The following is a 25912-nucleotide window of genomic DNA, read 5'->3' as shown; positions in this document are numbered from 1 at the left end:
GACGATCAGGAGATCGTCGGCAGGTTCTCAGGCCGGTTGCGGGCAGAGGATGGTCAGCAGCGCTTGCGCATGCTCGGCGGCGTCCAGCCCCAGGCTGGTCAGATAGCCGCCGTCGGCCTGGGTCACCAGGCCCTTTTCGTGCAGGCGGGTGATGGCCATTTGAGTGTGGTTGGAGGCGTTGTTGTGCACCTTGAGCCCCTCCTGGTGATTGTCCAGGTTGTACAGGGCGAGGATTTCCAGTTCGGCGATCAGTTCGGGGGTGTAGGCCATGGCGACTCCGGCTTGTTGTCGTGGGCCGCGCGAGGGCACGGCGGGAATCATTCGGCTCAGTGTAGTCGGTGATCAGCCTGGCTCGGGAAGATCGGGCAGGGCGCGCAGCGCCTGCTCGTACCAGGCGCCGTCGAAGGGACGGTCGTCGCGCAGCATGGCGTCGATCTCGTGCGCCAGCACCAGGGCCATCAGTTCGAGGATTTCCTCGCGCGGGTAACCCACCAGGGTCAGCTTGTTGTAGACCGCCTTGGCCGCCGGCGGGTTATCCGCTTCCAGCTGGTTCTCGATGGCCTGGATCAGGGTCTGTTCGGCGAAGGCTTCTTCGTCGTTGTCGTCGTGCTCGCTCATGGCGACTCCTCGGTTGCTGATTCGCAGTGTGCCACGGCCTGCGCGTTGCCGTGCCATTCAGCCGTCTGATGAAGCTTCCCCTGGCGCCGCGGCCGGCTATAACTGGGTTTTTCCTGCCTGGAAGCGACCCATGCTCAGACTCCACGGATTTGCCGTCAGCAACTACTACAACATGGTGCACCTGGCCCTGCTGGAGAAGGGGTTGGCGTTCGACACCGTCACCGTCTACGGCTGCCAGGACGAGGCCTTCCTCGCCATCAGCCCGCGCGGCAAGGTGCCGGTGCTGCAGACCGAGCATGGCTACATCAGCGAGACCAGCGCCATCCTCGACTACCTGGAAGAACTTGGCGAAGGCCGCCCGCTGCTGCCGGCCGAGCCTTATGCGCGGGCCCAGGTGCGTGCGCTGGTGAAGGAAATCGAGCTGTACATCGAGCTGCCGGCACGCAGTTGCTACCCGGAGGCGTTTTTCCGCAACCCGGTGGAGCCGGCGATCAAGGACAAGGCGCGCGGCGAGCTGCTGGCCGGCGTCGCCACGCTCAAGCGCCACGGCCGTTTCGCCCCTTATGTAGCCGGCGAGCAGTTCAGCCTGGCCGACCTGTACTTCCTCTACAGCATCGACCTGGCCGCCGTGGTGGCGCAGAAGCTGTTCGGCCTGGACCTGCTGGCCGACTTCCCGGCCGCCCGCGCGCTGCTGGAGCGGCTGCAGCAGAACCCGCACGTGCAGATGATCGCCGCCCAGAAGGAAGCCGGCATGCCCGGCTTCATGGCCTTCCTCAAGAGCAAGGCCTGAGGGCAGTGTGCCCGCTGCCGGCGTCAGCCGGCGGCGAAGTCGAGGAGGGCCTGGCCGGTCAGGCGGTAGCAGATCCAGTCGTCCTTGGGACGGGCGCCGAAGGCTTCGTAGAACTCCATGGCCGGCGTATTCCAGTCCAGTACCGCCCATTCCATGCGTCCACAGCCCTTGGCCACGGCCAATTGGGCCAGGTGGCGCAGCAGAGCCTTGCCGGCGCCGAGCTTGCGGTGCTCGGGGGAGACGTAGAGGTCTTCCAGGTAAATGCCGTGCTTGCCCAGCCAGGTCGAGTAGCTGAAGAAATACACGGCGAAGCCGACCGGCACGCCATCCTGCTCGCAGATCAGGCCGTGAGTGGTGCTGCCTTCGCCGAACAGGCTGTCGCGGATGCCGGCCACGTCGGTTTTCACCTCGTGCTCGGCCTTCTCGTAGATGGCCAGGTCGGTGATGAAGCGCAGGATCAGCGCGGCGTCGTCGGCGGTGGCGGGGCGGATATGCAGGTTCATGGGGATACTCTCGAAGTGTTCAACCGTAGAGGAGAACCAGTACGGTCAGTGGCAGGGCAACCAGGCAGAGGACGCCGAAGGCGGCGATCCAGCTACCGCGCGGACTGTCCGGATCAACTTGTCTTAGCGGCAGGCGCGGATAGCGGCCCAGCGTCAGCAGGCGTAAAAGCAGCCACCCGGCGCTGTAGAAGAGGTAGCTGAAAATCAGCTCCAGGATGGCCTGGCCGAGGAAAAGCAGGCCACGTAGTAACAACTCAAGCATGGGAAGTCCCTTTCCCTCGTTGGGCGATCAGCGCGTCGCCAGCAGTTCCTTGCCACGCGCCACGGCGGCGCGGACCTGATTCGGTGCGGTACCACCGATATGGTCGCGGGCGTTGACCGAGCCTTCCAGGGTCAGCACGGCGAACACGTCGTCGCCGATCTGCTCGCTGAACTGACGCAGCTCGTCGAGGCTCATCTCGGCCAGGTCCTTGCCGCTGTCCACGCCGTACTTCACGGCGTGGCCGACGATCTCGTGGCAGTCGCGGAAGGGAAGGCCCTTGCGTACCAGATAGTCGGCCAAATCCGTTGCTGTCGAGAAACCGCGTCGGGCCGCTTCACGCATGATCGCGTGTTTGGGCTTGATCGCCGGGACCATGTCGGCGAAGGCGCGCAGGCTGTCGCGCAGGGTGTCGGCGGCGTCGAACAGCGGTTCCTTGTCCTCCTGGTTGTCCTTGTTGTAGGCCAGCGGCTGGCCCTTCATCAGTGTCAGCAGGCCGGTCAGGGCGCCGAACACGCGGCCGGTCTTGCCGCGCACCAGCTCCGGAACGTCCGGGTTTTTCTTCTGCGGCATGATCGAGGAGCCGGTGCAGAAGCGGTCGGGCAGGTCGATGAACTGGAACTGCGCCGAGGTCCACAGCACCAGCTCTTCGGAGAAGCGCGACAGGTGCATCATCGCCAGCGAGGCGGCGGCGCAGAATTCGATGGCGAAGTCGCGATCGGACACGCCGTCCAGGGAGTTGCCGCCGACCTGGTCGAAGCCCAGCAGCTCGGCGGTGATCTCGCGGGCAATCGGGTAGGTGGTGCCGGCCAGGGCGGCCGAGCCGAGCGGCATGCGGTTGACCCGCTTGCGGCAGTCGACCAGGCGCTCGTAGTCGCGGCTCAGCATCTCGAACCAGGCCAAAAGGTGATGGCCGAAGGTCACCGGTTGCGCGGTCTGCAGGTGGGTGAAACCGGGCATGATGGTGTCGGCTTCAGCCTCGGCCAGGCCCAGCAGACCCTGCTGCAGGCGGGTGACTTCGGCCAGGATCAGGTCGATCTCGTCGCGCAGCCACAGGCGGATGTCGGTGGCGACCTGGTCGTTGCGGCTGCGGCCGGTGTGCAGCTTCTTGCCGGTCACGCCGATGCGGTCGGTCAGGCGTGCCTCGATGTTCATGTGCACGTCTTCCAGGTCGACGCGCCAGTCGAACTGGCCGGCCTCGATCTCGCCCTGGATTTGCTTGAGGCCCGCCTCGATGGCGTCACGTTCGTCCGCGGTCAGCACGCCGACCTTGGCCAGCATGGTGGCGTGGGCGATGGAGCCCATGATGTCGTGGCGATAGAGGCGCTTGTCGAAGTCGACGGAGGCGGTGAAGCGGGCGACGAAGGCGTCGACGGGCTCGCTGAAGCGGCCGCCCCAGGACTGGTTGGTCTTCTCAAGGCTCATGGCAGAACTCGCGGGACTGGGCAGGCGCGGCGCCTGCGGAACGGACAAAGTGCGCCGATAATAACAGCCTTGCCGGGAAAACCGAGGCCGCGCCGATCTGCAGGGCACGTCACAGTTTTCAGCACGAGCCCGCATTTGGGCACCCGTTTTAGCCCGGCCGGAGCGCTCTGGCTTGCCGCCCGAGGGGGCACACAAGGAAACTGCGCGGATGAAAATCCACTGGTTCAACAAGGGGCGCACCCTCGCCCCGGACGATGATTTCTTCCTGCCGGAGCTGTGCGAGCCCGAGGCGCTGCTCAGCCTGGTGCTGCTGGCCGAGCTGCTGGTGCTGGTGCTGGTGCTGTCCGAGCCGATGCAGCCGGGCTTCAACTGGGTGCGCCTGGCGCTGACCTCGCTGTTCGTGCAGTGGATAGTGCTGCTCTCGGCCGCGCTGCTGTGCCGCCTGCGCCCGCTGCTGGCGCGGTTGCGCGCGGCCCTGGCCGGCACCCTGTGCTGCGCCCTGGTGGTGGGGCTGGCATTGGCCTGCACGGCGGTGGCCGACTACTACGAGCTGGGCGGGCCGTTGCCGCGCGAGGGCGAGGTCAACCTGTACCTGCGCCATGCGCTGATCAGTCTGATCATGTCGGCTCTGCTGCTGCGCTACTTCTATCTGCAGAGCCAGTGGCGCAAGCAGCAGCAGGCGGAGCTGAAGGCACGCATCGAGTCGTTGCAGGCGCGCATCCGCCCGCACTTCCTGTTCAACAGCCTGAACAGCATCGCCAGCCTGGTGGCCATCGACCCGAACAAGGCCGAGCAGGCGGTGCTCGATCTGTCCGACCTGTTCCGTGCCAGTCTGGCCAAGCCCGGCACCCTGGTGGCCTGGGGCGATGAGCTGGAGTTGGCGAAGAGATATCTGTCGATCGAACACTATCGGCTCGGCGACCGGCTACAGTTGGATTGGCAGGTGGAAAACGTGCCGACGGACTTGCCGATCCCCCAGCTGACCCTGCAGCCGTTGCTGGAGAATGCCCTTATCTATGGCATCCAGCCGCGCATCGAGGGCGGCCTGGTACGGATCGAGGCGGACTACCGGGACGGGGTGTTCCAGCTCTGTGTGAGCAACCCCTACCAGGAAAGCGCCGAACAGCAGCCGTCGCGCGGCACCCACCAGGCCCTGGTGAATATCGACGCGCGTCTGGCGGCACTTTTCGGCCCCGGCGCGAGTCTCAGCGTGGATCGCCGTGACGGGCGCCACTTCACCTGTCTACGCTATCCTTGTTCGAGACTCATGCAGGAAGCCCGAGCAATATGAATGTGCTGATCGTCGATGACGAACCCCTTGCCCGCGAGCGACTGGCCCGCATGGTCGGTGAACTCGATGGCTATCGTGTCCTCGAGCCCTCGGCCAGCAATGGTGAAGAGGCTCTGACGCTGATCGACAGCTTGCGGCCGGACGTGGTCCTGCTGGATATCCGCATGCCCGGCCTCGATGGCCTGCAGGTAGCGGCCAAGCTGTGCGAACGCGAGGCGCCGCCGGCGGTGATCTTCTGCACCGCCCATGATGAGTTCGCCCTGGAGGCCTTCGACGTCAGCGCCGTCGGCTACCTGGTCAAACCGGTGCGGCCGGAGGCACTGGCCGCTGCGCTGAAGAAGGCCGAGCGGCCCAACCGGGTGCAGCTCGCCGCCCTCACTCGCCCCTCCGGTGGCGACAATGGCGCCGGCCCGCGCAGCCATATCAGCGCGCGTACCCGTAAGGGCATCGAGCTGATTCCGCTGGAACAGGTGATCTTCTTCATCGCCGATCACAAGTACGTGACCCTGCGCCATGAAGGTGGCGAGGTGCTGCTGGACGAGCCGCTGAAGGCGCTGGAGGACGAGTTTGGTGAGCGCTTCGTGCGCATCCACCGCAACGCCCTGGTCGCTCGCGAGCGCATCGAGCGCCTGCAGCGCACGCCGCTGGGGCACTTCCAGCTGTACCTCAAGGGCCTCGGCCCGGATGCCCTGACCGTCAGCCGGCGCCATGTGGCCGGCGTGCGTAAGCTGATGCACAGCCTGTAGCGCCACGTGTGAACGCCTGCGGCGATTGTGCCTGCGGGCGTGCGCTGGTCATCCTGTTATCATCCGCGGCAGTCCGCTTCCTGGAATTGCCCATGTCCCGCGAAATCCGCATCGCCACCCGTAAGAGCGCCCTGGCCCTGTGGCAGGCCGAGTACGTCAAAGCCCGTCTGGAACAAGCCCATCCAGGGCTGCAAGTCAGCCTGGTGCCCATGGTCAGTCGCGGCGACAAGCTGCTCGACGCGCCCCTGGCGAAAATCGGTGGCAAGGGCCTGTTCGTCAAGGAACTGGAAACCGCCCTGCTGGAAAACGAAGCCGACATCGCCGTGCACTCCATGAAGGACGTGCCGATGGACTTCCCCGAAGGCCTCGGCCTGTTCTGCATCTGCGAGCGCGAAGACCCGCGCGACGCTTTCGTCTCCAATACCTACGACAGCCTCGACGCCCTGCCGGCCGGCAGCGTGGTCGGTACTTCCAGCCTGCGCCGCCAGGCCCAGCTGCTGGCGCGTCGGCCGGACCTGAAAATCCAGTTCCTGCGCGGCAACGTGAACACCCGCCTGGCCAAGCTGGATGCCGGCGAGTACGACGCCATCATCCTCGCCGCCGCGGGCCTGATCCGCCTCGGCTTCGAGGAGCGTATCCGCTCCTCGATCAGCGTCGACGACAGCCTGCCAGCCGGTGGCCAGGGCGCCGTAGGCATCGAGTGCCGCAGTGCCGACAGCGAGATCCATGCGCTGTTGGCACCGCTGCACCACGCCGAAACCGCCACCCGCGTGATCGCCGAGCGCGCGCTGAACAAGCGCCTCAACGGCGGCTGCCAGGTGCCCATCGCCTGCTACGCGCTGCTCGAAGGCGAGCAGATTTGGCTGCGCGGTCTGGTCGGCCAGCCCGATGGCGGTCTGCTGTTGCGCGCCGAAGGTCACGGTATCGATGCCGAAGCGCTCGGCGTGCGGGTCGCCGAGCAGCTGCTGGCCCAGGGTGCGGAAGCCATTCTCAAGGCGGTCTACGGCGAGGCCGCTGCCGAGTGACGGGCTGGCGCCTGCTGCTGACCCGCCCGGCCGCCGAGTGCGAGGCCCTGGCCGCGACACTGGCCGAGGCCGGGGTATTCAGCCGCAGCCTGCCGCTGCTGGAGACCGAGGCGCTGGCCGAGACGCCCGAGCAGCGCGCCACTGCACTCGATCTGCAGCATTACAGCGCGATCATCGTGGTCAGCAAGCCGGCGGCGCGTCTGGGCCTCGATCTGCTGGCCCGCCATCGCGCGCAGCCGCCGGCTGGCCCGCGCTGGTTCAGCGTCGGCGCTGCCACCGCACAGATCCTCGATCAGTACCTGCAGCCCTACGGCCTGCAAGCCAGTTGCCCCAGCGCGGGTGATGACAGCGAGGCGCTGCTGGCGCTGCCGCAGCTGGACGCGGCGTTGCAGGTTCCGAGCCCGCGGGTGCTGATCATGCGCGGGGAGGGCGGCCGCGAACTGATCGCCGAAACCCTGCGCCAGCGTGGCGTCAGCGTGGACTATCTGGAACTCTATCGCCGTATACGGCCTCAATACCCTGCCGGTACGCTGGCGCGGGTGGTCGAAGAATCGCAGCTGAACGCCCTGCTGGTCAGCAGCGCGCAAGGCCTGGACAACCTCCGCCAGCTGGCCGCCGACGCCTGGGCGGAGCTGGCTCGGCTACCCTTGCTGGTGCCCAGCCCGCGGGTGGCCGAGATGGCCCGCGCGGCGGGGGCACGGCAGGTTATCGATTGTCGCGGCGCCAGTGCTGCGGCTGTTCTGGCGGCCCTGCGCGCTACGCCGGCGCCGGCCCACTAGCAAAGGAAGGACACGTGAGCGAAACAGCCCCGCAGATCAGCGAACAGACCCCGCAAACCCAGGTCGACCAGCCGCCGCTGGCCGTCACGCCCAAGGCCAAGGGCCGCGGCCCGGCCTGGCTGGCGCTGCTGGTTGGCCTGGCCGCCCTCGGCGCCGGTGGCTGGAGCGCCTGGCAGCTGTATCAGCAGCAGGGCCAGGCCGCGCAGCGGCTGGCGCAGTTCCAGCAGGCCGGCGAAGCCGCCCAGGCACGGGTGAAAGCTAGCGAGGAGCATGTGGCCAAACGCCTGGCCGGCCTGCCCACGGCGGATGAACTGGCCACCCAGCGCGATCTGCTGGTAAGCCTGCAGGGCGAGCAGCAGCGCCTGGCCCAGAGCCTCTCCGGCCTGCTCGGCAAGAGTCGCGAGGATTGGCGTCTGGCCGAGGCCGAGCACCTGCTGCGTCTGGCCATGCTGCGCCTCTCCGCGCTGCAGGACGTGGACAGCGCCGTGGCCCTGGTGCAGGGCGCCGACGATATCCTGCGCGCGCAGAATGATCCGCAGGCCTTCGCCGCCCGCGGTGAGCTGATCAAGGTGCTGGAGGCACTGCGCAGCCTGCCCCAGGTGGACCGCAGTGGTCTGTTCCTGCAACTGGCCGCCCTGCGCGGCCAAGTCGCCCAGCTGCAGATGCTGGCCCCCGAATACATCCTGCCGGCGGAAGTGCAGAGCAGCGTCAACGCCAGTGACAGCAGCCGTTGGGAAGCGCTGTGGGAGGAGCTGTCACGCTACGTGCGCATCGACCTGCACGCCGACCAGGATGTGCGCCCGCAATTGGCCGGGCAGAGCCTGGCGCAGGTGCGCCTGACCCTGGCGCTGGCCCTGGAACAGGCCCAATGGGGCGCGCTCAACGGCGAGCAGCAGGTCTATCGCCAGGCCCTGGCTTCCGCCAGCGAGGTGCTGGACAGCTATTTCGATCGCGACAACCAGGCCGTGCAGGCCATGCAGAAACGCATCGGCGAGTTGAGTGGGCAGAAGGTGGTCGCCAGCATGCCCAAGCTGGATGACGCCCTGGCCGGCCTGCAGGCCTATCTCAAGCGCCGCGAAGCCGCCGAGCTGATGCCCGAGGCCGAAGCCGAGCCTGCGCTCGAGCCCGATGTCGAGGCGATCGAGGAGGGCGGGCAATGATGCGCGCCGCTCTGCTGCTGATCCTGGTGGTGGCCGCTGCCACCGCGCTCGGCCTGGCCATCGTCGAACACAGCGGCTATGTGCTGATCGCCTGGAAGGGCCTGCGCTACGAGTCGAGTCTGTGGGTGTTCCTGCTGCTGATCGTGGTTGCCGTGCTGCTGCTGTGGACGCTGCGCTGGCTGGTGCGCCTGCTGCTGGTGTCCGGCGGGTTGGTCAATCCCTGGTCGCGCCGCCAGCGCGGCCGGCGCCAGCAACTGGCCGCCGACAAGGGCCTGCTCGACCTGATCGAGGGCCGCTGGGAGCGCGCGGTGCGCCACCTGCGCCTGGCCGCCGAAGGCGAGCGCCAGCCGCTGATGTACTACCTGGGCGCGGCCCGCGCTGCGCACAAGCTGGGGCGCGTGGAAGAGAGCGAGGAGTTGCTGGAGCAGGCGCTGCGGCGCCAGCCCCAGGCCGAGCTGGCCATCGCCCTGACCCACGCCGAGTTGCAGCGCGAACAGGGCAATCTACAAGGTGCGCTGGATACCCTGCAGGCCATGCGCGAGCGCCATCCGCGCCACCACATAGTGCTGGAGCAGCTCCAGCGCACCCTGGTCGAACGCGGTGACTGGGCCGCTTTGCTCGAGCTGCTGCCGGAGCTGCGCAAGGCCAAGGTGTTGGAAGGCGAGGCGCTGGCCGAGCTGGAGCGCAAGGTGTGGATTGCCCGCCTGCAGTCTGCCGGCGAACAGGGCCTGGACCAGGGCGAAGTTGCGCTGCAACCGCTCACTGCGGCCTGGCAGCAGCTGTCCTCGGCGCAGCGCCAGGATGCCGAACTGCTGCTGGCATACGCCGGTCAGCTGCGTGCCCTGGGCGCCCAGGAGGAGGCCGAAGAGGTACTGCGCAAGGCGCTCAAGCAGGGCTACGACGCACGCTTGATGCGTCTCTACGGCCAGCTGCGCGGGCGCGATCCGGCGCGTCAGCTGCAGACGGCCGAAGGGCTGCTCAAGCAGCATCCGCAGGACCCGCTGCTGCTGCTCAGCCTGGGCCGCCTGTGCCTGCAGAACGGCCTGTGGGGCAAGGCCCGCGAGTACTTCGAGATCAGCCTGGAGTTCTCCCGCAGCGCCGAGACCTGCGCGGAGCTGGCGCGCCTGCTGGCCAGCCAGGGCGATGTCGAAGGCAGTAATCGCCTGCTGCAGGAGATGCTCATGCTGCAGGGACAGCGTCTGCCGCAGCTGCCACAACCCACGCACTAGCGGATCGCCGCCTGGCCTGACATGCGGCGCCCTGTCACGGACGGGGTGCCCGCCGGCGCCTTGAAAGGCCAGTCAGCTTTCCTCTACCGTAGGCGCCTTTCTCGCCCCGCATCGGAGTTCCCATGGCGCTGGCCACCCCGCGTACCCTGTTCCTGCTCGCCTTTCTCGGCTGCCTGGCCCTGATGGGCGGAGCCCTCTACCTGGAGCATGCGGTCGGCCTGAACCCCTGCCCGATGTGCATCGTCCAGCGCGTGTTCGTCATCCTCTTCGCCCTGGTCTGCCTGATCGCCGCCATCCATGGACCGGCACGTACCGGGCAGCGCGTGTATGCCGTGTTGGCCCTGCTGTTCGCCGCTGGTGGTGCCGGCACCGCGGCGCGCCAGGTGTGGCTGCAGAGTGTGCCGGCCGATCAGCTGGAAGCCTGCCTGCCGAGCCTGGAGTTCATGATGGAGGCCCTGCCGCTGCAGGAAATCGTGCGCTTGGTGTTCCACGGCACCGCCGATTGCGCCGAAGTGACCTGGACCCTGTTCGGCCTGAGCGTGCCGGAGTGGAGCCTGCTGGCCTTTGTCGGCATGATCCTGTTCGCGCTGTTCCAGCTGCTGCGCCGTCGCTGAAGCGCGCCGGCGCTTTTCCGATCGCATGACTTGATGCCAGGGGCGAGTGGGCATACTCTGGCCCTACGTCTCGCCAGTAATCCGCCGTTTTCGGCGAGGCGTTCCCCGAGAACCCGCGAGCTGACAATAAAATGTCTCGGGGCTGGCGTATTCAGCATTCACCAGTAAGGGAAGTGAGGACATCATGCTCGAGAGCTGCCAGAACGCCCAGGAACGCTGGGGCGGTGTACACCAGCTGATTGACCGCTGGCTGCAGGAACGTCATGAGCTGGTGAGCGCTTTCGGTGGGCTCTGCGACAAACCTCAGGGCGTCGCCAACAATACCCAGGACGTGCAGCGCTTCTGCGAAATCCTGGTCGACTACGTGTCCGCCGGACACTTCGAGGTCTACGAGCAGCTCACCGTCGAGGCCAAGGCCTTCGGCGACCAGCGAGGCCTCGAACTGGCCAAGCAGATCTACCCGCGCATCGAAGCCATTACCGAGGTGGCGCTGGCCTTCAACGATCGCTGTGACAACGGCGACTGCCGCGACGCCGCCTCCCTCAATGCCGAACTGAAACGCCTCGGGCAGCTGCTGCACGAGCGCTTCGAGCTGGAAGACTGCCTGATCGAAGTGCTGCACAACTCGCATCAACACGAGGTCACCGCGACTCCACTCTGAGCGGTGAGCTGCACGAAAAGCCGCCACTTCAGGCGGATTTTTTCATGGCCTGGCGATGACCCTCAATCGGCCACATCCAGCAGTTCCACCTCGAACACCAGGGGCGCGTTCGGCGGGATCAGATCGCCGGCGCCTTCTTCGCCATAGGCCTGCGCGGCGGGAATCACCACGCGCCAGCGCGCGCCGATCGGCATCTGCCGCAGCGCCGTTTGCCAGCCGGGAATCAGGGCGTTGAGGCGGAACCATTGCGCGCCCTCGCTCTGGTCGAAGAGGCTGCCATCGGCCAGCTCGCCTCGGTAATTCACCTTCACCCGGCTATTCGCCGATGGCTTGCGTCCGCTGCCCGCGCGTAGTTCGCGCACCAGCACACCGCCCTCCAGTTCGCGCACGCCGTACTGGGATTTTTCCTTGGCGAAGAAGCGCCCTTCGGCCATGCGCGTCTGCTCTTCGCGGCTCTGCGCCATGCGTTGTTCGTGGGCCTCGAGCAGGGCGTCGATGCGCTCCGGCGGCAGGCGCAGAGCCTCGCCGTGATAGGCCTGGCGCAGGCCCTGGAGCAGGGCATCCAGCGGCAGGTCCGGCACTTCGCCGTGCAGTCGTTCGCCCAGTCGCGCACCCAGGCTGTAGGCCAGATCCTCGTCCTGATTCGCGGCCGGCGACAGGGTGGGAAGCAGGCACAACAGCAACAACGAATGGCGCAACATGGTGGAAGTCTCCGCAGAATTTGTCGGCGATTATGCCTGTTGCCGAAGCGGGTGCTAGCGACCGGCGAGTCAGCCGTCTAGTATGGGGAGCACCAACGTCCGTTAGGAGGCACGCCATGCCGACCAACAATAAGAAGTCCGTCAGCACCCCTTTGCATCTGCTTCAGCAACTCTCCCATAGCCTGCTCGAACATTTGGAAAAGGCCTGCGCGCAAGCTCTGGTCGACGCCGAAGAACTGCTCACCAAACTGGAAAAGCAGCGCGGCAAGGCGCAAGAAAAACTCCACGACACCCGCACCAAACTGCAGGGCGCTGCCAAGGCTGGCAAGGCCAAGGCGCAGGACAAAGCCAAGGCCGCCGTGGCCGAACTGGAGGACCTGCTCGCCAGCCTCAAGACCCGTCAGGCCGAGACCCGCGCCTATATCGTGCAGCTCAAGCGCGATGCCCAGGAGAGCCTGAAACTCGCTCAGGGTGTGGGCAAGGTGCGCGAGGCCGCGGACAAGGCGCTCAGCAGCCGCGCCGTCGCCAAGACTGTCGTGAAGCCGGCGGCCAAGCCGGCGGCGAAGAAAGCAACCGCCAAGCCCGCTGCAAAACCGGCCGCTAAACCTACTGTGAAGGCTGCGGCCAAACCGGCCAGCAAAGCCGTCGCCAAACCTGCGGCCAAAGCTGCAGCAAAACCGGCTGCCAAGCCGGCCGCGAAGAAAGCCGCCAGCGCGGCAAAGCCCGCCGCCAAGCCGGCAGCCAAACCTGCCGCTAAGCCCGCTGCTAAACCTGCTGCGAAGAGTGCCGCAAAACCAGCGGCCAAGCCGGCCGCGAAGCCCGCGGCGAAACCTGCTGCGAAACCGGCTGCTGCCAAGGCTCCAGCAAAGGCCGCTGCCGCCAAGCCGGCTGCGAAGCCAGCAGCCAAACCTGCCAAGGCGTCGACGAAACCCGCGGCCAAGCCCGCAGCGGCAAAACCTGCAGCAGCCAAGCCAGCGGTAAAAGCCGCGGCCAAGCCTGCCGCCAAGCCGGCTGCAAAACCTGCGGCGAAACCCGCTGCGAAGAAACCGGTCGCGGCCAAGCCGGCGGTTGCCAAGCCTGCCGCCAAGCCAGTAGCCAAACCCGCGGCCAAGCCCGCAGCAGCGAAACCGGCCGCACCGGCCAGCGCAGCCACGCCGACTCCGGCGCCTGTCGCTCCGGTCGCCGGCAACGGCACCACCCCGCCGGGCGCTTAAGCCGGGTTGGCCGCGTCGCGCAGCAGCTCGCGCGCGTCGCGGTCAGCTACCAGCTGCTCCAACCAGGCCACGGCATCGTCCGTGGCCTGCCATTTCTGCGCTACCCCTTCCAGTCTCCTGAGCAGCTCCTGCTCGGCTTCCAGCTCCAGTGCCTTGACCTGTGAGCGCAGCCGCGCCCGGGCCGGATCATTCACGCTATCGGTCTTCCAGCCGCGACGCAGTTCGCGCAAGGGTTGCACCACCTGGCGCTGCCAGGGTTCGGCAATGCTGCGTAGCTGTTCGAGGCGCTGCGTGTCGCAGGCGACTCGCCGCTGCTCCAGCCACAGCGTGCAGAGCAGCAGGCAGACATCGACACCGCCGTCCTGCAGGCGCAGGCAGGTCTGTTCCACGCCGGGGCGCGCGTAGCAATAACTGGCAAAACTCCACAGGTCAGACGGCATGCGGCTCTCCGGGCTATGGTGGGGCGAAGCTGGTAGACTCCGCCGCCATCATGATTCGACTGCTCAATCTTACTCTGCAACGTGGCCCGCAACGCCTGCTCGAAGGCGCCGAGCTGACCCTGCACGCCGGCCAGAAGGTCGGCCTCATCGGTGCCAACGGCGCCGGCAAATCCAGCCTGTTCGCCCTGCTGCGCGGTGAGCTGGGGCCGGATGCCGGCGATTGCCTGCTGCCGGCCGACTGGCGCATCGCCCATATGCGCCAGGAGGTGGACAACCTCGAGCGCCTGGCCACGGACTACGTGCTCGACGGCGACGCCCAGCTGCGTGCGATCCAGGCCGAGCTGAGCAAGGCCGAGGCGGCGCACGACGGCAGCGCCATCGCCCGCCTGCACACAGAGCTGGACAACGCCCAGGGCTACACCGCCGATGCCCGTGCGCGCAAGCTGCTGGCCGGGCTGGGCTTCACCGCTGAGCAGATGGACAAGCGTGTCGGCGACTTCTCCGGTGGATGGCGCATGCGCCTCAACCTGGCCCAGGCGCTGATGTGCCCGTCCGAGCTGCTGCTGCTCGACGAGCCGACCAACCACCTGGACCTCGATGCCATCCTCTGGCTGGAGGAGTGGCTGAAGAGCTACCCCGGCACCCTGCTGCTGATCTCCCACGACCGCGACTTCCTCGATGCCGTGGTCGACCATGTGGCGCATCTGGAGCAGCAGAAGCTGACCCTCTACCGTGGCGGCTACTCGGCTTTCGAGCGCACCCGCGCCGAGCGTCTGGCCCAGCAGCAGCAGGCCTACGAGAAGCAGCAGGCGCAGCGTGCGCACATGGAAAAGTACATCGCCCGCTTCAAGGCCCAGGCCACCAAGGCGCGCCAGGCGCAGAGCCGGATCAAGGCCCTGGAGCGCCTGGAGGAGCTGGCGCCGGCGCATGTCGATTCGCCGTTCGACTTCGTCTTCCGCGAGGCCGACAAGGTCTCCAGCCCGCTGCTCAATCTGTCCGAGGCGCGCCTCGGCTATGGCGACAAGACGGTGCTGGACAAGGTCAAGCTGAGCCTCGCCCCCGGTGCACGCATCGGCCTGCTCGGGCCCAACGGCGCCGGCAAGTCGACCCTGATCAAGACCCTGGCCGGCGACCTGACGGTGCTCGACGGGAGCCTGGCGCGCGGCGAGAACCTGGCCATCGGCTACTTCGCCCAGCACCAGCTCGACGCCCTCGACCCCAAGGCCAGCCCGCTGCTGCACGTGCAGCGCTTGGCGCCGAGCGAGCGCGAGCAGACCCTGCGTGACTTCCTCGGCGGCTTCGACTTCCGTGGCCCGCGTTGCGACGAGCCGGTGCTGAACTTCTCCGGTGGCGAGAAGGCGCGCCTGGCTCTGGCGCTGATCGCCTGGCAGAAGCCCAACCTGCTGCTGCTCGACGAACCGACCAACCACCTCGACCTGGAAATGCGCCTGGCGCTGACCATGGCGCTGCAGGATTTCGCTGGCGCCGTGCTGGTGGTATCGCACGATCGTCACCTGCTGAAGAGCACCACCGACGAGTTCATGCTGGTCGCCGATGGCCGCATCCAGCCGTTCGATGGCGATCTCGACGACTACGCCCGCTGGCTGATCGACTACCGTGCGCGTCAGCAGCCGCAGAGCGCATCGACCGCGCCGAGCGTGGACAAGACCGACAAGCGCGCCCAGCGCCAGGCCGCCGCCGCCTTGCGCCAACAGCTCGCCCCGCACAAGCGCGAGGCGGAGAAGCTGGAGAAGGAGCTGGGCAAGGTCCACGACAAGCTCGCGGTCATCGAGGAAAAACTCGGTGACAGCAGCCTGTACGAGGCGGCACGCAAGGACGAGCTGCGTGAACTGCTGACCGAGCAGGCGCGTCTGAAGGGCATCGAGGCCGAGCTGGAAGAGGCCTGGCTGCTGGCCCTGGAAACCCTCGAAGAGCTGCAGCGCCAACTGGAGGAAGCCGACTGATGGAAGAGCTGGATCTGCTCGCCGCCTGGCGCGAGCCGCTGGTGGTGGCCGCGCAGATACTGCTGATCCTGGTGCTGGCCTGGTTGGCCCAGCGCATCGTCACCCGCGGCATCACCGGGCTTGGCTCGCGCTACAGCCTGCTGCCCCCCGAGATCCTGCTGCCACTGCGCGGCCTGCTGCGCTGGCTGATCGTCGGTAGCGCAATGATGCTGGTGCTGGAGCGCCTGGGCGTGTCCGCCGAGGTGCTGTGGGCCGCGCTGACCGGCTTTGCCGCCGTCGCCGCAGTAGCCTTCTTCGCCATCTGGAGCGTGCTCTCCAACATGTTCTGCGCCTTGCTGATCTTCAGCATGGGCCCGTTCCGCATCGGCGACACGGTCGAGCTGCTCGCCAGCGGCGACAAGCCCAGCATCAAGGGCCGGGTGATCGGCGTCAACCTGTTCTACACCACCCTGGAAGACCACGGCGCGGACGCCAGCGGCGGCCTGCTGCAGGTGCCCAACAGCCTGTTCTTCCAGAAGACCGTGCGCCGCTGGCGCTAACGCTTTCTCTCACTCTCACGGAGCATCCCGCAGATGGAATGGCTGACCAGCCCGGAAATCTGGGTCGCGTTTCTGACCCTGACCGCCTTGGAAATCGTCCTCGGCATCGACAACATCATCTTCATCTCGATCCTGGTCAGCCGCCTGCCGGCGGCCCAGCAGCCGAAGGCGCGCTTCTTCGGCCTGGCCCTGGCGATGGGCACGCGCATCCTGCTGCTGCTGTCGATCACCTGGGTCATGCAGCTCACCAACGACCTGTTCCGCCTGTTCGGCCAGGGCATTTCCGGGCGTGACCTGATCCTGTTCTTCGGCGGCCTGTTCCTGCTGTTCAAGAGCACCATGGAAATCTTCCACAGCCTGGAGGGTGCCGAGGAGGCCCAGCAGAACGGCGGCAAGGCCCGCGGCTTCATGGGCATCATCATCCAGATCGCCATCATCGACATCGTCTTCAGCCTGGACTCGGTGATCACCGCCGTCGGCCTGGTGCAGCACGTGCCGGTGATGGTCGCCGCCATCGTCATCTCGGTCCTGGTGATGATGCTGTCCGCCAGCACCATCAGCGCCTTCATCGACAAACACCCGTCGCTGAAGATTCTCGCCCTGTCGTTCCTCATCGTGGTCGGCACCGTGCTGATCGCCGAGGCCTTCGAGGTCCACGTACCGAAGGGCTACGTCTACTTCGCCATGGCCTTCTCCCTGGCGGTGGAGGCGATCAATATCCGCATCCGTGGCGCCATGGCGCGGCGCAGGGACAGCGAACCGGTACAGTTGCGCAAGGGTTCGCCGGACTGACTGATACTGTGCAGCGTTGCAGCGGAGGGGTAGGCTGAGAGGCCTGCCCCTTTTTGCTTTCCGAGGTATCCGCCATGGCGCTCGAAACCTGGCTCGCTTTCTTCGTCGCCTGCTGGGTGATCAGCCTGTCGCCGGGTGCCGGCGCCATCGCCTCCATGTCCAGCGGCCTGCAGTACGGCTTCTGGCGCGGCTACTGGAACGCTCTCGGCCTGCAGATCGGCCTGGCCCTGCAGATCGCCATCGTCGCCGCCGGCGTCGGCGCCATCCTCTCCGCCTCGGCCCTGGCCTTCAGCCTGATCAAGTGGTTCGGCGTGGCTTACCTGGTGTGGCTGGCCATCGCCCAATGGCGCGCGCTGCCCAGCGACCTGGCCACAGGTGCCGCCGAGCGTCCCATCGGCCGGCCGCTGACCCTGGTGCTGCGCGGTTTCCTGGTCAACGCCAGCAACCCCAAGGCAGTGGTGTTCATGCTCGCCGTGCTGCCGCAGTTCATCCATCCGCAGGAGCCACTGCTGCCGCAGTACCTGATCATGGGCGCGACCATGATCGTGGTCGATCTGATCGTCATGGCCGGCTACACCGGCCTGGCCTCCCGCGTGCTGCGCGCTCTGCGCACGCCACGTCAGCAGCGTCTGCTCAATCGCACCTTCGCCGGGCTGTTCGTCGGCGCTGCGGCATTGCTGGCCACGGTGCGCCGCGCGCCGGTCTGAGCCCGGTCGAACAGACTGTTCGGCAGGTTGTTACCGGATGTGTCGATTTCCGCTTGAGGGTAATCGTTAGCTAGGCAACAATTCGCATTCCGCTTTTTCGGGATGCTCCGATGTCTGCCATCCGCCTCATGCGTTTCTGCCTGCTGCCCCTGCTCATGCTGGGCAGCCTGGCCGCCCTGGCCCAGCCCGTCGTGCCGGCCATTACCCCCGATCCGAGCCGTGGCGCGCCGCTCTATGTGCAGCATTGCGCCGTCTGCCATGGCGATGCCGGTGCCGGCGACGGCCCTGCCGCCCTCGGCCTGGAGCCGCCGCCCGGTGACCTGCGCGACGCCGCGCGGCTGGACCGCCTGAGCCTGCACGACCTGTTCGCCGTTATCGGCCAGGGCAGGGACGGCAGCGACATGCCGGCCTTCGCCGACCAGCTGGACGAGCGCCAGCGCTGGGACCTGGCCAGCTACATCGCCGGCTTCTCCGCCGTGCCGGGCGTGGCTGCGAGCAAGCCCTTCGCCTTGGCCGACCTGGCCGGCAAAACTCCGGCGGAAGTCGCCGCGAGTGGTGGCGACGTGGCCGCGTTCCGCGCCCAGCGTGCGCACCCGCCGCTGCAGCAGCGCGGCCCGGGCGAGCTGATCGAGCACACCCGCAGCACCCTGCAGCAGAGCCTGCAGGCCTATCGCGCCGGCGAGCACGAGCAGGCCTTCGATCTTTCCGTCGGCGCCTATCTGGAAGGCTTCGAACTGGTCGAGAGCGCCCTTGACAACCTCGACCCGCAGCAGCGCAAGATCACCGAGCGGGCGCTGATGGCCTACCGGCAGGGGCTGCAGGATGGCGCCACGGTCGCGCAGGCGGAGCAGGCCCTGGCCGTTGCCGCGGCCGAGCTGGACAAGTCCGCCGCGCTGCTCGCCGACGGCGCGATGGGCGACTCGCTGAGCTTCTTCTCCAGCCTGCTGATCCTCCTGCGCGAAGGCCTGGAGGCGATCCTGGTGCTGGCGGCGATCCTCGCCTTCCTGCGCAACACCGGCCAGCAGGCCGCGGCGCGTAGTGTGCACATCGGCTGGGGCCTGGCGCTGCTGGCCGGCGTCGCCACCTGGGCGGTGGCGGCCTACCTGATCGATATCAGCGGCGCCCAGCGCGAGCTGCTGGAAGGCGCCACCGCGCTGTTCGCCAGCGTGGTGCTGCTGTGGGTCGGCGTGTGGATGCATGATCGCCGCCATGCGGCGGCCTGGCAGGACTACATCAAGAGCAGCCTGGTTGGCGGCGGCGGGCGCTTCGGCTTCGCCGTGCTGGCGTTCTTCTCGGTGTACCGCGAGCTGTTCGAGGTCATCCTGTTCTACGAAACCCTGTGGCTGCAGGCCGGCCCGGCGGGCCACGGCATGGTCCTGGCCGGCGCGGGCGCGGCGCTGGTGCTGCTGATCGGCCTGGCCTGGGTGATCCTGCGTGGCTCGCGCAAGCTGCCGCTGGCCGCCTTCTTCAGCGCCAACGCCGTGCTGCTGTGCGTGCTCTCGGTGGTGTTCGCCGGCCACGGCGTGGCGGCCCTGCAGGAGGCTGGCGTGCTTGGCACGCGGCCGGTGACGTTCTTCGAGTTCGACTGGCTGGGCATCCACGCCGATGCCTGGAGCCTGTCCGCCCAGGCCTTGGCGCTAGCCGGTATCGCCACGCTCTACGGGCGCAGCTGGCTGGGCGAGCGGCGCCGCGCCGCCGCGGCTAAGATGGCGGCCTCGTCCGAATAAGAGTGCCGAAGATGCGTGTGTGGATCGACGCCGATGCCTGCCCCCGGCTGGCCCGCGACCAGTTGGTGAAGTTCGCCCTCAAGCGTGGCTTCGAGGTGGTGCTGGTGGCCGGGCAGGCCGTGGCGCGGCCGAACTTCGCCTGCGTGAAGCTGGTGGTGGTGCCGAGCGGCCCGGACGCGGCGGACGATTATCTGGTCGAGCACGCCGTGCCCGGCGAGCTGGTGATCTGCAGTGATATTCCGCTGGCCGACCGCCTGGTGAAGAAGGGCGTGGCGGCGCTGGACCCGCGTGGCCGCGAGTTCGACGAGCGCAACATGGGCGACAAGCTGGCCACCCGCAACCTGTTCGCCGATTTGCGTGACCAGGGCCAGATGGGCGGCGGCCAGGCCGCCTATTCGGAGAAGGACCGCCAGGCCTTTGCCAATGCGCTGGATCGGATTCTCACGCGGTTGATGAAGTAGCCCGGATGTAATCCGGGAACGGAGTCGCCTGCTGGATCGCATTCTTACTCGGCTGATGCGGTAGGAGCGAGCTCTGCTCGCGAAGCCTGGCCAGCGTAAAGATTCGCGAGCAGAGCTCGCTCCTACAAGATCAGCCGCACAGATAGGTGCCGGTACCCACCGCCACCAGGGTGCCGTCGTCGCTGTGCAGTTCGGTGCGCACCACCGCCACCTTGTTACCCGAGCGCAGCAGCACCGCGGTGGCGGTGAAGGCCTGGCCGCGGCCGGGGCGCAGGTAGTCGACGCGCAGGTCAATGGTGCCGAGCTTGGCCAGGCGTGCCATGCGCTCCGGTGCCGGCAGGTGCTGGTGGCGCTCGAAGGCGCCGATCAGCGCCATGGCGCCGCCGGCCACGTCGAGCAGCGAGGAGATCACCCCGCCATGCAGGATGCCCTGGACGAAGTTGCCGATCAGTTCGGACTTCATCGGCAGGCTCATCACCACCTTGTCGACGCTCAGCTGTTCCAGGCGAATGCCCAGCACCTGGTTGAAGGGGATGCGCTGAAAGAAGCTGGCGACGGCATCGCGCAGCTCGGTGGTGAGTTCGAAGGGTTGTTGCATGGGGGCTCTGTCCTGCGGGTCGAGGCCCCACGCTGCCGCAGTTCGGCGGCGCTGGCCAGGGGCGCGGCGGGTGTGCCGCGCACTATGGCCGTATCAGCCTTGCGCTGGCTGGGCCAGTTCCAGCACCCGGTCGACCAGCTTGTTGATGCCGGCGGCGGCCTCGGCGATGGACTCGGCGAGCATGTAGGCGGGGGTGGTGACCAGCTTGCGCTCGGTGTCCTCGACTATGTCTTCCACCGTGCACTCGACGTGCTGGCCGCCCATGGTGGTGAGGCCGGCGACGGCAGGGTCGTCCTCGGCGCCCAGGGTGCAGGTCACGCCTTCGCCGTAGATCTTCGCCGCCAGGGCCGGCGAGATACAGATCAGGCCGACCGGCTTGCCGGCCTGGGCGAAGGCCTGGGCGGCGGCCAGCACGTCCGGCTGCACGCTGCAGCCGGCGCCTTCTACGGCGAAGTTGGAGAGGTTCTTGGCCACGCCGAAGCCGCCCGGCAGGATCAGCGCATCGAACTGCTCGGCCTTCAGCTCGCGCACGTCCATCACATCGCCGCGGGCGATGCGCGCCGCCTCGGTGAGCACATTGCGGCTCTCCGGCATTTCCTCACCGGTGAGGTGGTTGATCACATGCATCTGCACGACGTTGGGGGCGAAGCATTGCACCTGGGCGCCGCGCTGATCCAGGCGCAGCAGGGTGATCACGCTTTCGTGGATTTCCGCGCCGTCATAGACGCCACAGCCGGAAAGGATGACCGCGACTCGTTTGTGCATGCTGTTCTCCATTGGCCAAGCAGTAAGTCGATGTCCCAGTTTCGCCGATCGCCCGACACAGCGTCGAGCGATGGCGTGTCGCCAAATGCCACTTCGGCTGGCATTCGCCGCCGCGAGTGGCCGGGCGGGCAGGACTAGGATCAGCTTAGGTCAACCCGTGCAGTGCCGAACCATGAACCTGATCCTGCTTGCCGTACCCTTCTTCTTCCTGCTCATCATTGCCGAACTGATCACCGATCGCGTGCGCGGGGTCCGTACCTACCGCCTGGCTGATTCGCTGAACAGTCTCAGCGCCGGCGTGCTGTCCCAGGCCAGCGGCCTGCTGAGCAAGGCCATCGCCGTGCTCGGTTACGCCTTCGCCTACGAGCACCTGCACCTCACGGTATTGCCGGACGAGCCGTGGGTCTGGGTGCTGGCCTTCTTCGCCTATGACCTCTGCTACTACTGGAGCCACCGCATCGGCCACGAGCGCAACGTGTTCTGGGCCTCCCACGTGGTGCACCACCAGAGCGAGGACTACAACCTCTCCACCGCCCTGCGCCAGACCAGCACCGGTTTCCTGCTGAGCTGGATGTTCTACCTGCCGATGGCCCTGGCCGGCATCCCGCCGGTGGTGTTCGTCACCGTCGGCGCGCTCAACCTGCTCTACCAGTACTGGGTGCACACCCGGCACATACCCAAGCTGGGCTGGTTCGAGTGGTTCTTCATCACCCCGTCCAACCACCGCGTGCACCATGCGCAGAACCCTATCTACATGGACCGTAACTACGGTGGCGTGTTCATCCTTTGGGATCGTCTGTTCGGCACCTTCCAGGAGGAGCTGGACGAGCATCCGGTGGTGTTCGGCGTGAGCGTTCCGCTGCGCAGCTGGAACCCGCTGTGGGCCAACGTGCAGTTCTACGTACAGCTGTGGCGCGATGCGGTGCGCGCGGAGTCCTGGTGGGACAAGCTGCGCATCTGGTTCATGCCCACCGGCTGGCGCCCGGCCGATGTGGCCGCGCGTTATCCGATCGACAAGCCGGACCTGGCCGCCTTCCGCAAGTTCGAGGTGCCGCTGGGCCGCGGGCAGAAGCTCTACGCCGGCCTGCAGTTCGCCAGCTACGTGGCCGGCACCAGCTGGCTGCTGGCGATGGCGGCGCAGCAGAGCCTCGGCGTGCTGGCCGGTGCCTGGCTGTGGGTGGCCTTCGGCCTGTACTGCATCGGTACCTGGCTGGAGAACCGCCCGTTCGCCCGCCCGCTGGAGGCGTTGCGCCTGGGGCTCAACCTGCCGGCGCTGCTGTGGGCCCAGCAGGTCGGCCTGATTGGCGGCGGCAGCCTGGCCTGGGCGCTACTGGCGGCCTGGAGCCTGGGCAGCCTGGTCTGGCTGTGCTGGCCACGCGGCGCGCAGGCACAAGTCGCCTGACCGACCCGTCGGCGACGCCGGAACTGCGGCTGCCCATCGCAGTCTGGGTGTGACAGTCATTATTTGGTCATAATGGCCGGGTACAACTGTCACACTCGCCCGCCGTGCGGGTTTTGGAGTCCGTCGTGAGCTTTACCCCCGCCAATCGCCTGTTCCCCGCTACCCGCCTGCGCCGCAACCGTCGCGACGAATTTTCCCGTCGCCTGGTGCGCGAGAACGTGCTGACCACCGACGACCTGATCCTGCCGGTGTTCGTCCTCGACGGCGACAATCGTCGCGAGGCGATTCCGTCGATGCCGGGCGTCGAACGCCTGTCCATCGACCTGCTGCTGCAGGAAGCGGAGCGCTGGGTGGAGCTGGGCATTCCGGCCCTGGCGCTGTTCCCGGTGACCCCGCTGGAGAAGAAATCCCTCGACGGCAGCGAGGCCTGGAACCCGGACGGCATCGCCCAGCGCGCCATCCGCGCCCTGCGCGCCAAGTTCCCCGAGCTGGGCGTTATCAGCGACGTGGCCCTCGACCCCTTCACCACCCACGGCCAGGACGGCATCCTCGATGACGCCGGCTACGTGATGAACGACGTGACCGTGGATGCCCTGGTCAAGCAGGCCCTGTCGCATGCCGAGGCCGGCGCCCAGGTGGTGGCCCCGTCGGACATGATGGACGGCCGCGTGCAGGCCATCCGCGAGGCCCTGGAGCTGGCCGACCAGCACAACGTGCGGATCATGGCCTACTCGGCCAAGTACGCCAGCGCCTACTACGGCCCGTTCCGTGACGCGGTCGGCTCGGCGGCCAACCTGGGCAAGGCCAACAAGGCCAGCTACCAGATGGACCCGGCCAACGGCGACGAGGCCCTGCACGAAGTGGCGGCGGACCTGGCCGAAGGCGCCGACATGGTCATGGTCAAGCCGGGCATGCCCTACCTGGACATCCTGCAGCGGGTGAAAAGTGAATTCCGCGTGCCGACCTTCGTCTACCAGGTCAGCGGCGAGTACGCCATGCACATGGCGGCGATCCAGAATGGCTGGCTCGGCGAGGCGGTGATCCTCGAATCGCTGACCGCCTTCAAACGCGCCGGCGCCGATGGCATCCTCACCTACTTCGCCGTACGTGCGGCAGAACTCTTGAACGCGGGGCGCTGAGCCGCCCCAGGGAAGCAAGGCAATGAATACCGAGGGACTCAGCAACAAGCAGATCTCCGACGCCCAGCTCGAGGCCGAGCCGCAGGCACCGGTGGAAGTGGTGGCCGAGGTGGTTGCCGTGCCGGCGGTCGAGCCCGAGCCGGCGCCCGCCCCGGCGCTGCCGATCCCCGGTCTGGATGACAGCAGCCTGTACATCCACCGCGAGCTGTCGCAGCTGCAGTTCAATATCCGCGTGCTGGAGCAGGCGCTGGACGAGTCCTACCCGCTGCTCGAGCGGCTGAAGTTCCTGCTGATCTTCTCCAGCAACCTCGACGAGTTCTTCGAGATCCGCGTCGCCGGGCTGAAGAAGCAGATCAACTTCGCCCGCGAGCAGGCCGGCGCCGACGGCCTGCTGCCGAGCCAGGTGCTGGCGCGCATCTCCGAGATCGCCCACGAGCAGGTCGACCGCCAGTACGCGCTGCTCAACGACGTGCTGCTGCCGGAGCTGGCCAAGCACCAGGTCAACTTCATCCGCCGGCGCTACTGGACCACCAAGCTGAAGACCTGGGTGCGCCGCTACTTCCGCGACGAGATCGCGCCGATCATCACGCCGATCGGCCTCGATCCGACGCACCCGTTCCCGCTGCTGGTGAACAAGAGCCTCAACTTCATCGTCGAGCTGGAGGGCGTCGATGCCTTCGGCCGCGATTCCGGTCTGGCCATCATCCCGGCGCCGCGCCTGCTGCCGCGCATCATCCGCGTGCCGGAGGAAGTGGGCGGGGCAGGGGACAACTACGTGTTCCTCTCCTCGATGATCCACGCCCACGCCGACGACCTGTTCCCCGGCATGAAGGTCAAGGGCTGCTACCAGTTCCGCCTGACCCGTAACGCCGACCTGTCGGTGGACACCGAGGACGTCGAAGACCTGGCCCGGGCCCTGCGTGGCGAGCTGTTCAGCCGCCGCTACGGCGACGCCGTACGCCTGGAGGTGGCCGAGACCTGCCCGCTGCAGCTGTCCGACTACCTGCTCAAGCAGTTCAACCTGAGCGAGAGCGAGCTGTACCGGGTCAACGGCCCGGTCAACCTGACCCGCCTGTTCAGCATCACCGGGCTGGAGAGCCACCCGGAGCTGCAGCACGCGACCTTCACCCCGGTGATTCCCAAGCTGCTGCAGAACGCCGAGAACATCTTCAGCGTGGTCGGCAAGCAGGACGTGCTGCTGCTGCACCCCTTCGAGTCCTTCACACCGGTGGTCGATCTGCTACGCCAGGCCGCCAAGGACCCCAATGTGCTGGCGATCAAACAGACCCTGTATCGCGCCGGGCCCAACTCGGAAATCGTCGACGCCCTGGTGGAGGCGGCGCGCAGCGGCAAGGAAGTCACCGCGGTGATCGAGCTGCGCGCACGCTTCGACGAGGAATCCAACCTGCAGCTGGCCAGCCGCCTGCAGGCCGCCGGCGCGGTGGTGATCTACGGCGTGGTCGGCTTCAAGACCCACGCCAAGATGATGCTGATCCTGCGTCGCGAGAACGGCGAGCTGCGCCGCTACGCGCACCTGGGCACCGGCAACTACCATGCCGGCAACGCCAAGCTGTACACCGACTACAGCCTGCTGACCGCCGACGAGGCGCTAGGCGAGGACGTGTCCAAGCTGTTCAACCAGCTGATCGGCATGGGCAAGACCCTGCGCATGAAGAAGCTGCTGCACGCGCCCTTCACCCTGAAGAAGACCCTGCTCGACATGATCGCCCGCGAGGCGCAGTTCGCCAGCGAGGGCAAGCCGGCGCACATCATGGCCAAGGTCAACTCGCTGACCGATCCGAAGATCATCCGCGCGCTGTACAAGGCCAGCCAGATGGGCGTGCGCATCGATCTGGTGGTGCGCGGCATGTGCTGCCTGCGTCCGGGCGTGCCGGGGGTGTCGCACAACATCCAGGTGCGCTCGATCGTCGGCCGCTTCCTCGAGCACAGCCGCATCTACTACTTCGGCAACGGTGGCGACGAGCAGCTGTTCCTCTCCAGCGCCGACTGGATGGAGCGCAACCTCGACAAGCGCGTGGAGACCTGCTTCCCGATGGAGGGCAAGAAGCTCATCACCCGGGTCAAGAAGGAGCTGGAGAGCTACCTGTCCGACAATACCCAGGCCTGGGTGCTGCAGCCGGATGGCCGTTACCAGCGCCTCAGCCCGTTCGGCAACGCCAACCCACGCAACGCCCAGGCGGCGCTGCTGGACAAGCTGACGGCGCCGCAGGTGCGCTGAGCAACGGCTGGACCTGAAGAAACGCCGCGATGCTCATGCAGGATCGCGGCGTTTTTTTGGGTCAGGCAAACCCTAGGAGCGAGCTCTGCTCGCGAATCGGGCCCCTGAAGAGCATCGCGAGCAG

General features: G+C 67.1%; 28 protein-coding genes. 19 read left to right on the top strand and 9 right to left on the bottom strand.

Going from position 1 to position 25912, the window contains the following annotated elements:
* Window positions 1-27: 27 nt before the first annotated feature.
* Both N7607_RS06260 and N7607_RS06255 read right to left on the bottom strand, forming a co-directional pair.
* A complete protein-coding gene (locus N7607_RS06260; RefSeq protein ID WP_279864715.1) occupies window positions 28-270 on the bottom strand; it encodes a TIGR02647 family protein in 243 nt (80 codons plus the stop codon).
* A 72-nt stretch (window positions 271-342) separates the two neighbouring features.
* Window positions 343-618, bottom strand: coding sequence for a hypothetical protein (locus tag N7607_RS06255; protein WP_279864716.1), 276 nt, complete (start codon window positions 616-618; stop codon window positions 343-345).
* Between the two features lie 130 nt (window positions 619-748).
* Between N7607_RS06255 and N7607_RS06250 the strand changes: the two genes are divergently transcribed.
* Window positions 749-1408, top strand: a complete 660-nt coding sequence (locus N7607_RS06250; RefSeq protein WP_279864717.1) for a glutathione S-transferase — start codon at window positions 749-751, stop codon at window positions 1406-1408.
* A 23-nt stretch (window positions 1409-1431) separates the two neighbouring features.
* Here N7607_RS06250 and N7607_RS06245 read toward each other — a convergent pair whose 3' ends face one another.
* From N7607_RS06245 to argH, 3 genes are read right to left on the bottom strand one after another with little or no spacing between them, the layout of a single operon-like run.
* Window positions 1432-1911: a GNAT family N-acetyltransferase gene (locus N7607_RS06245; RefSeq protein WP_279864719.1), complete on the bottom strand. Its 480-nt coding sequence runs from the start codon at window positions 1909-1911 to the stop codon at window positions 1432-1434.
* A gap of 19 nt (window positions 1912-1930) precedes the next feature.
* Window positions 1931-2173: a hypothetical protein gene (locus N7607_RS06240; protein ID WP_279864720.1), complete on the bottom strand. Its 243-nt coding sequence runs from the start codon at window positions 2171-2173 to the stop codon at window positions 1931-1933.
* A gap of 27 nt (window positions 2174-2200) precedes the next feature.
* Entirely contained in the window at window positions 2201-3595 is a 1395-nt protein-coding gene (gene argH, locus N7607_RS06235) for an argininosuccinate lyase (RefSeq protein ID WP_279864721.1), read from the bottom strand.
* A 208-nt stretch (window positions 3596-3803) separates the two neighbouring features.
* Between argH and N7607_RS06230 the strand changes: the two genes are divergently transcribed.
* The 8 genes from N7607_RS06230 to rsd all read left to right on the top strand — a co-directional run bounded on the left by N7607_RS06230 (window position 3804) and on the right by rsd (window position 11100).
* Complete coding sequence (locus tag N7607_RS06230; protein WP_279864723.1) at window positions 3804-4886, top strand: sensor histidine kinase; 1083 nt, start codon at window positions 3804-3806, stop codon at window positions 4884-4886.
* Window positions 4883-5632, top strand: a complete 750-nt coding sequence (locus N7607_RS06225; protein ID WP_137974642.1) for a LytTR family DNA-binding domain-containing protein — start codon at window positions 4883-4885, stop codon at window positions 5630-5632. Before N7607_RS06230 ends, N7607_RS06225 begins: the two co-directional genes overlap by 4 nt.
* 92 nt (window positions 5633-5724) lie before the next feature.
* Window positions 5725-6657 (top strand): hydroxymethylbilane synthase, encoded by a 933-nt coding sequence (gene hemC / locus N7607_RS06220; RefSeq protein ID WP_279864724.1) that lies wholly within the window; start codon window positions 5725-5727, stop codon window positions 6655-6657.
* The gene (locus N7607_RS06215; protein WP_279864725.1) at window positions 6654-7436 is read left to right on the top strand and encodes a uroporphyrinogen-III synthase; all 783 of its coding nucleotides are present in this window, start codon (window positions 6654-6656) and stop codon (window positions 7434-7436) included. The genes hemC and N7607_RS06215 overlap by 4 nt, the downstream gene beginning before the upstream one ends.
* A gap of 14 nt (window positions 7437-7450) precedes the next feature.
* Complete coding sequence (locus tag N7607_RS06210; protein ID WP_279864726.1) at window positions 7451-8596, top strand: uroporphyrinogen-III C-methyltransferase; 1146 nt, start codon at window positions 7451-7453, stop codon at window positions 8594-8596.
* A complete protein-coding gene (locus N7607_RS06205; protein WP_279864728.1) occupies window positions 8593-9825 on the top strand; it encodes a heme biosynthesis HemY N-terminal domain-containing protein in 1233 nt (410 codons plus the stop codon). Before N7607_RS06210 ends, N7607_RS06205 begins: the two co-directional genes overlap by 4 nt.
* A 122-nt stretch (window positions 9826-9947) precedes the next feature.
* A complete protein-coding gene (locus N7607_RS06200; protein ID WP_279864729.1) occupies window positions 9948-10439 on the top strand; it encodes a disulfide bond formation protein B in 492 nt (163 codons plus the stop codon).
* A gap of 184 nt (window positions 10440-10623) precedes the next feature.
* The gene (gene rsd, locus N7607_RS06195; RefSeq protein WP_279864730.1) at window positions 10624-11100 is read left to right on the top strand and encodes a sigma D regulator; all 477 of its coding nucleotides are present in this window, start codon (window positions 10624-10626) and stop codon (window positions 11098-11100) included.
* Between the two features lie 62 nt (window positions 11101-11162).
* Here rsd and N7607_RS06190 read toward each other — a convergent pair whose 3' ends face one another.
* Entirely contained in the window at window positions 11163-11801 is a 639-nt protein-coding gene (locus tag N7607_RS06190; RefSeq protein WP_279864732.1) for an FKBP-type peptidyl-prolyl cis-trans isomerase, read from the bottom strand.
* 116 nt (window positions 11802-11917) lie between these two features.
* Between N7607_RS06190 and N7607_RS06185 the strand changes: the two genes are divergently transcribed.
* A complete protein-coding gene (locus N7607_RS06185) occupies window positions 11918-13015 on the top strand; it encodes an AlgP family protein (RefSeq protein ID WP_279864734.1) in 1098 nt (365 codons plus the stop codon).
* On the opposite strand, the gene N7607_RS06180 is transcribed toward N7607_RS06185, so the two are convergent.
* The gene (locus N7607_RS06180) at window positions 13012-13455 is read right to left on the bottom strand and encodes a TIGR02444 family protein (RefSeq protein WP_279864735.1); all 444 of its coding nucleotides are present in this window, start codon (window positions 13453-13455) and stop codon (window positions 13012-13014) included. The two genes, N7607_RS06185 and N7607_RS06180, sit on opposite strands and share 4 nt — an antisense overlap.
* A 50-nt stretch (window positions 13456-13505) precedes the next feature.
* Here N7607_RS06180 and N7607_RS06175 point away from each other — a divergent pair, with 50 nt between their 5' ends.
* The 6 genes from N7607_RS06175 to N7607_RS06150 all read left to right on the top strand — a co-directional run bounded on the left by N7607_RS06175 (window position 13506) and on the right by N7607_RS06150 (window position 19645).
* Window positions 13506-15419, top strand: a complete 1914-nt coding sequence (locus tag N7607_RS06175) for an ATP-binding cassette domain-containing protein (protein ID WP_279864736.1) — start codon at window positions 13506-13508, stop codon at window positions 15417-15419.
* Window positions 15419-15958 (top strand): mechanosensitive ion channel family protein, encoded by a 540-nt coding sequence (locus tag N7607_RS06170; protein ID WP_279864737.1) that lies wholly within the window; start codon window positions 15419-15421, stop codon window positions 15956-15958. The genes N7607_RS06175 and N7607_RS06170 overlap by 1 nt, the downstream gene beginning before the upstream one ends.
* A 33-nt stretch (window positions 15959-15991) precedes the next feature.
* Window positions 15992-16750 (top strand): TerC family protein, encoded by a 759-nt coding sequence (locus N7607_RS06165; protein WP_279864738.1) that lies wholly within the window; start codon window positions 15992-15994, stop codon window positions 16748-16750.
* A 74-nt stretch (window positions 16751-16824) separates the two neighbouring features.
* The gene (gene rhtB / locus N7607_RS06160; protein WP_279864740.1) at window positions 16825-17457 is read left to right on the top strand and encodes a homoserine/homoserine lactone efflux protein; all 633 of its coding nucleotides are present in this window, start codon (window positions 16825-16827) and stop codon (window positions 17455-17457) included.
* Window positions 17458-17612: 155 nt separating this feature from the next.
* Entirely contained in the window at window positions 17613-19184 is a 1572-nt protein-coding gene (locus N7607_RS06155) for an FTR1 family protein (RefSeq protein WP_279864861.1), read from the top strand.
* Between the two features lie 11 nt (window positions 19185-19195).
* Window positions 19196-19645 carry a YaiI/YqxD family protein gene (locus N7607_RS06150; RefSeq protein ID WP_137974655.1) on the top strand — a complete coding sequence of 150 codons (450 nt, stop codon included), beginning with the start codon at window positions 19196-19198 and terminating at the stop codon, window positions 19643-19645.
* Window positions 19646-19775: 130 nt separating this feature from the next.
* On the opposite strand, the gene N7607_RS06145 is transcribed toward N7607_RS06150, so the two are convergent.
* Together N7607_RS06145 and elbB are read right to left on the bottom strand one after the other, a co-directional pair.
* Window positions 19776-20243, bottom strand: coding sequence for a thioesterase family protein (locus N7607_RS06145; RefSeq protein WP_279864741.1), 468 nt, complete (start codon window positions 20241-20243; stop codon window positions 19776-19778).
* 93 nt (window positions 20244-20336) lie between these two features.
* Complete coding sequence (elbB, locus tag N7607_RS06140) at window positions 20337-21008, bottom strand: isoprenoid biosynthesis glyoxalase ElbB (protein WP_279864743.1); 672 nt, start codon at window positions 21006-21008, stop codon at window positions 20337-20339.
* A gap of 172 nt (window positions 21009-21180) precedes the next feature.
* Here elbB and N7607_RS06135 point away from each other — a divergent pair, with 172 nt between their 5' ends.
* The 3 genes from N7607_RS06135 (at window position 21181) to ppk1 (ending at window position 25788) form a co-directional block, all read left to right on the top strand.
* Entirely contained in the window at window positions 21181-22410 is a 1230-nt protein-coding gene (locus N7607_RS06135) for a sterol desaturase family protein (RefSeq protein WP_279864744.1), read from the top strand.
* 125 nt (window positions 22411-22535) lie between these two features.
* Window positions 22536-23549, top strand: coding sequence for a porphobilinogen synthase (gene hemB / locus N7607_RS06130; protein ID WP_279864745.1), 1014 nt, complete (start codon window positions 22536-22538; stop codon window positions 23547-23549).
* Window positions 23550-23571: 22 nt separating this feature from the next.
* Window positions 23572-25788 carry a polyphosphate kinase 1 gene (gene ppk1, locus N7607_RS06125; protein ID WP_279864746.1) on the top strand — a complete coding sequence of 739 codons (2217 nt, stop codon included), beginning with the start codon at window positions 23572-23574 and terminating at the stop codon, window positions 25786-25788.
* Window positions 25789-25912: the final 124 nt, after the last annotated feature.

Source organism: Pseudomonas sp. GD04019, assembly GCF_029837695.1.
Taxonomy (GTDB): Bacteria; Pseudomonadota; Gammaproteobacteria; order Pseudomonadales; family Pseudomonadaceae; genus Aquipseudomonas.
Note: the sequence above shows the minus strand (reverse complement) of the source record. Positions and strands in the feature narration are given on the sequence as shown.

Bases quoted from the DNA above. Each gene is read 5' to 3' on its own strand.
- N7607_RS06260 (WP_279864715.1), bottom strand. From the start codon at position 270: ATGGCCTACACCCCCGAACTGATCGCCGAACTGGAAATCCTCGCCCTG.
- N7607_RS06155 (WP_279864861.1), top strand. From the start codon at position 17,613: ATGCTGGGCAGCCTGGCCGCCCTGGCCCAGCCCGTCGTGCCGGCCATT.
- N7607_RS06250 (WP_279864717.1), top strand. From the start codon at position 749: ATGCTCAGACTCCACGGATTTGCCGTCAGCAACTACTACAACATGGTG.
- elbB (WP_279864743.1), bottom strand. From the start codon at position 21,008: ATGCACAAACGAGTCGCGGTCATCCTTTCCGGCTGTGGCGTCTATGAC.
- N7607_RS06225 (WP_137974642.1), top strand. From the start codon at position 4,883: ATGAATGTGCTGATCGTCGATGACGAACCCCTTGCCCGCGAGCGACTG.
- N7607_RS06255 (WP_279864716.1), bottom strand. From the start codon at position 618: ATGAGCGAGCACGACGACAACGACGAAGAAGCCTTCGCCGAACAGACC.
- N7607_RS06230 (WP_279864723.1), top strand. From the start codon at position 3,804: ATGAAAATCCACTGGTTCAACAAGGGGCGCACCCTCGCCCCGGACGAT.
- N7607_RS06135 (WP_279864744.1), top strand. From the start codon at position 21,181: ATGAACCTGATCCTGCTTGCCGTACCCTTCTTCTTCCTGCTCATCATT.
- rhtB (WP_279864740.1), top strand. From the start codon at position 16,825: ATGGCGCTCGAAACCTGGCTCGCTTTCTTCGTCGCCTGCTGGGTGATC.
- N7607_RS06175 (WP_279864736.1), top strand. From the start codon at position 13,506: ATGATTCGACTGCTCAATCTTACTCTGCAACGTGGCCCGCAACGCCTG.
- N7607_RS06170 (WP_279864737.1), top strand. From the start codon at position 15,419: ATGGAAGAGCTGGATCTGCTCGCCGCCTGGCGCGAGCCGCTGGTGGTG.
- ppk1 (WP_279864746.1), top strand. From the start codon at position 23,572: ATGAATACCGAGGGACTCAGCAACAAGCAGATCTCCGACGCCCAGCTC.
- argH (WP_279864721.1), bottom strand. From the start codon at position 3,595: ATGAGCCTTGAGAAGACCAACCAGTCCTGGGGCGGCCGCTTCAGCGAG.
- rsd (WP_279864730.1), top strand. From the start codon at position 10,624: ATGCTCGAGAGCTGCCAGAACGCCCAGGAACGCTGGGGCGGTGTACAC.
- N7607_RS06185 (WP_279864734.1), top strand. From the start codon at position 11,918: ATGCCGACCAACAATAAGAAGTCCGTCAGCACCCCTTTGCATCTGCTT.
- N7607_RS06205 (WP_279864728.1), top strand. From the start codon at position 8,593: ATGATGCGCGCCGCTCTGCTGCTGATCCTGGTGGTGGCCGCTGCCACC.
- N7607_RS06150 (WP_137974655.1), top strand. From the start codon at position 19,196: ATGCGTGTGTGGATCGACGCCGATGCCTGCCCCCGGCTGGCCCGCGAC.
- N7607_RS06180 (WP_279864735.1), bottom strand. From the start codon at position 13,455: ATGCCGTCTGACCTGTGGAGTTTTGCCAGTTATTGCTACGCGCGCCCC.
- N7607_RS06145 (WP_279864741.1), bottom strand. From the start codon at position 20,243: ATGCAACAACCCTTCGAACTCACCACCGAGCTGCGCGATGCCGTCGCC.
- hemC (WP_279864724.1), top strand. From the start codon at position 5,725: ATGTCCCGCGAAATCCGCATCGCCACCCGTAAGAGCGCCCTGGCCCTG.
- N7607_RS06245 (WP_279864719.1), bottom strand. From the start codon at position 1,911: ATGAACCTGCATATCCGCCCCGCCACCGCCGACGACGCCGCGCTGATC.
- N7607_RS06190 (WP_279864732.1), bottom strand. From the start codon at position 11,801: ATGTTGCGCCATTCGTTGTTGCTGTTGTGCCTGCTTCCCACCCTGTCG.
- N7607_RS06240 (WP_279864720.1), bottom strand. From the start codon at position 2,173: ATGCTTGAGTTGTTACTACGTGGCCTGCTTTTCCTCGGCCAGGCCATC.
- N7607_RS06200 (WP_279864729.1), top strand. From the start codon at position 9,948: ATGGCGCTGGCCACCCCGCGTACCCTGTTCCTGCTCGCCTTTCTCGGC.
- N7607_RS06165 (WP_279864738.1), top strand. From the start codon at position 15,992: ATGGAATGGCTGACCAGCCCGGAAATCTGGGTCGCGTTTCTGACCCTG.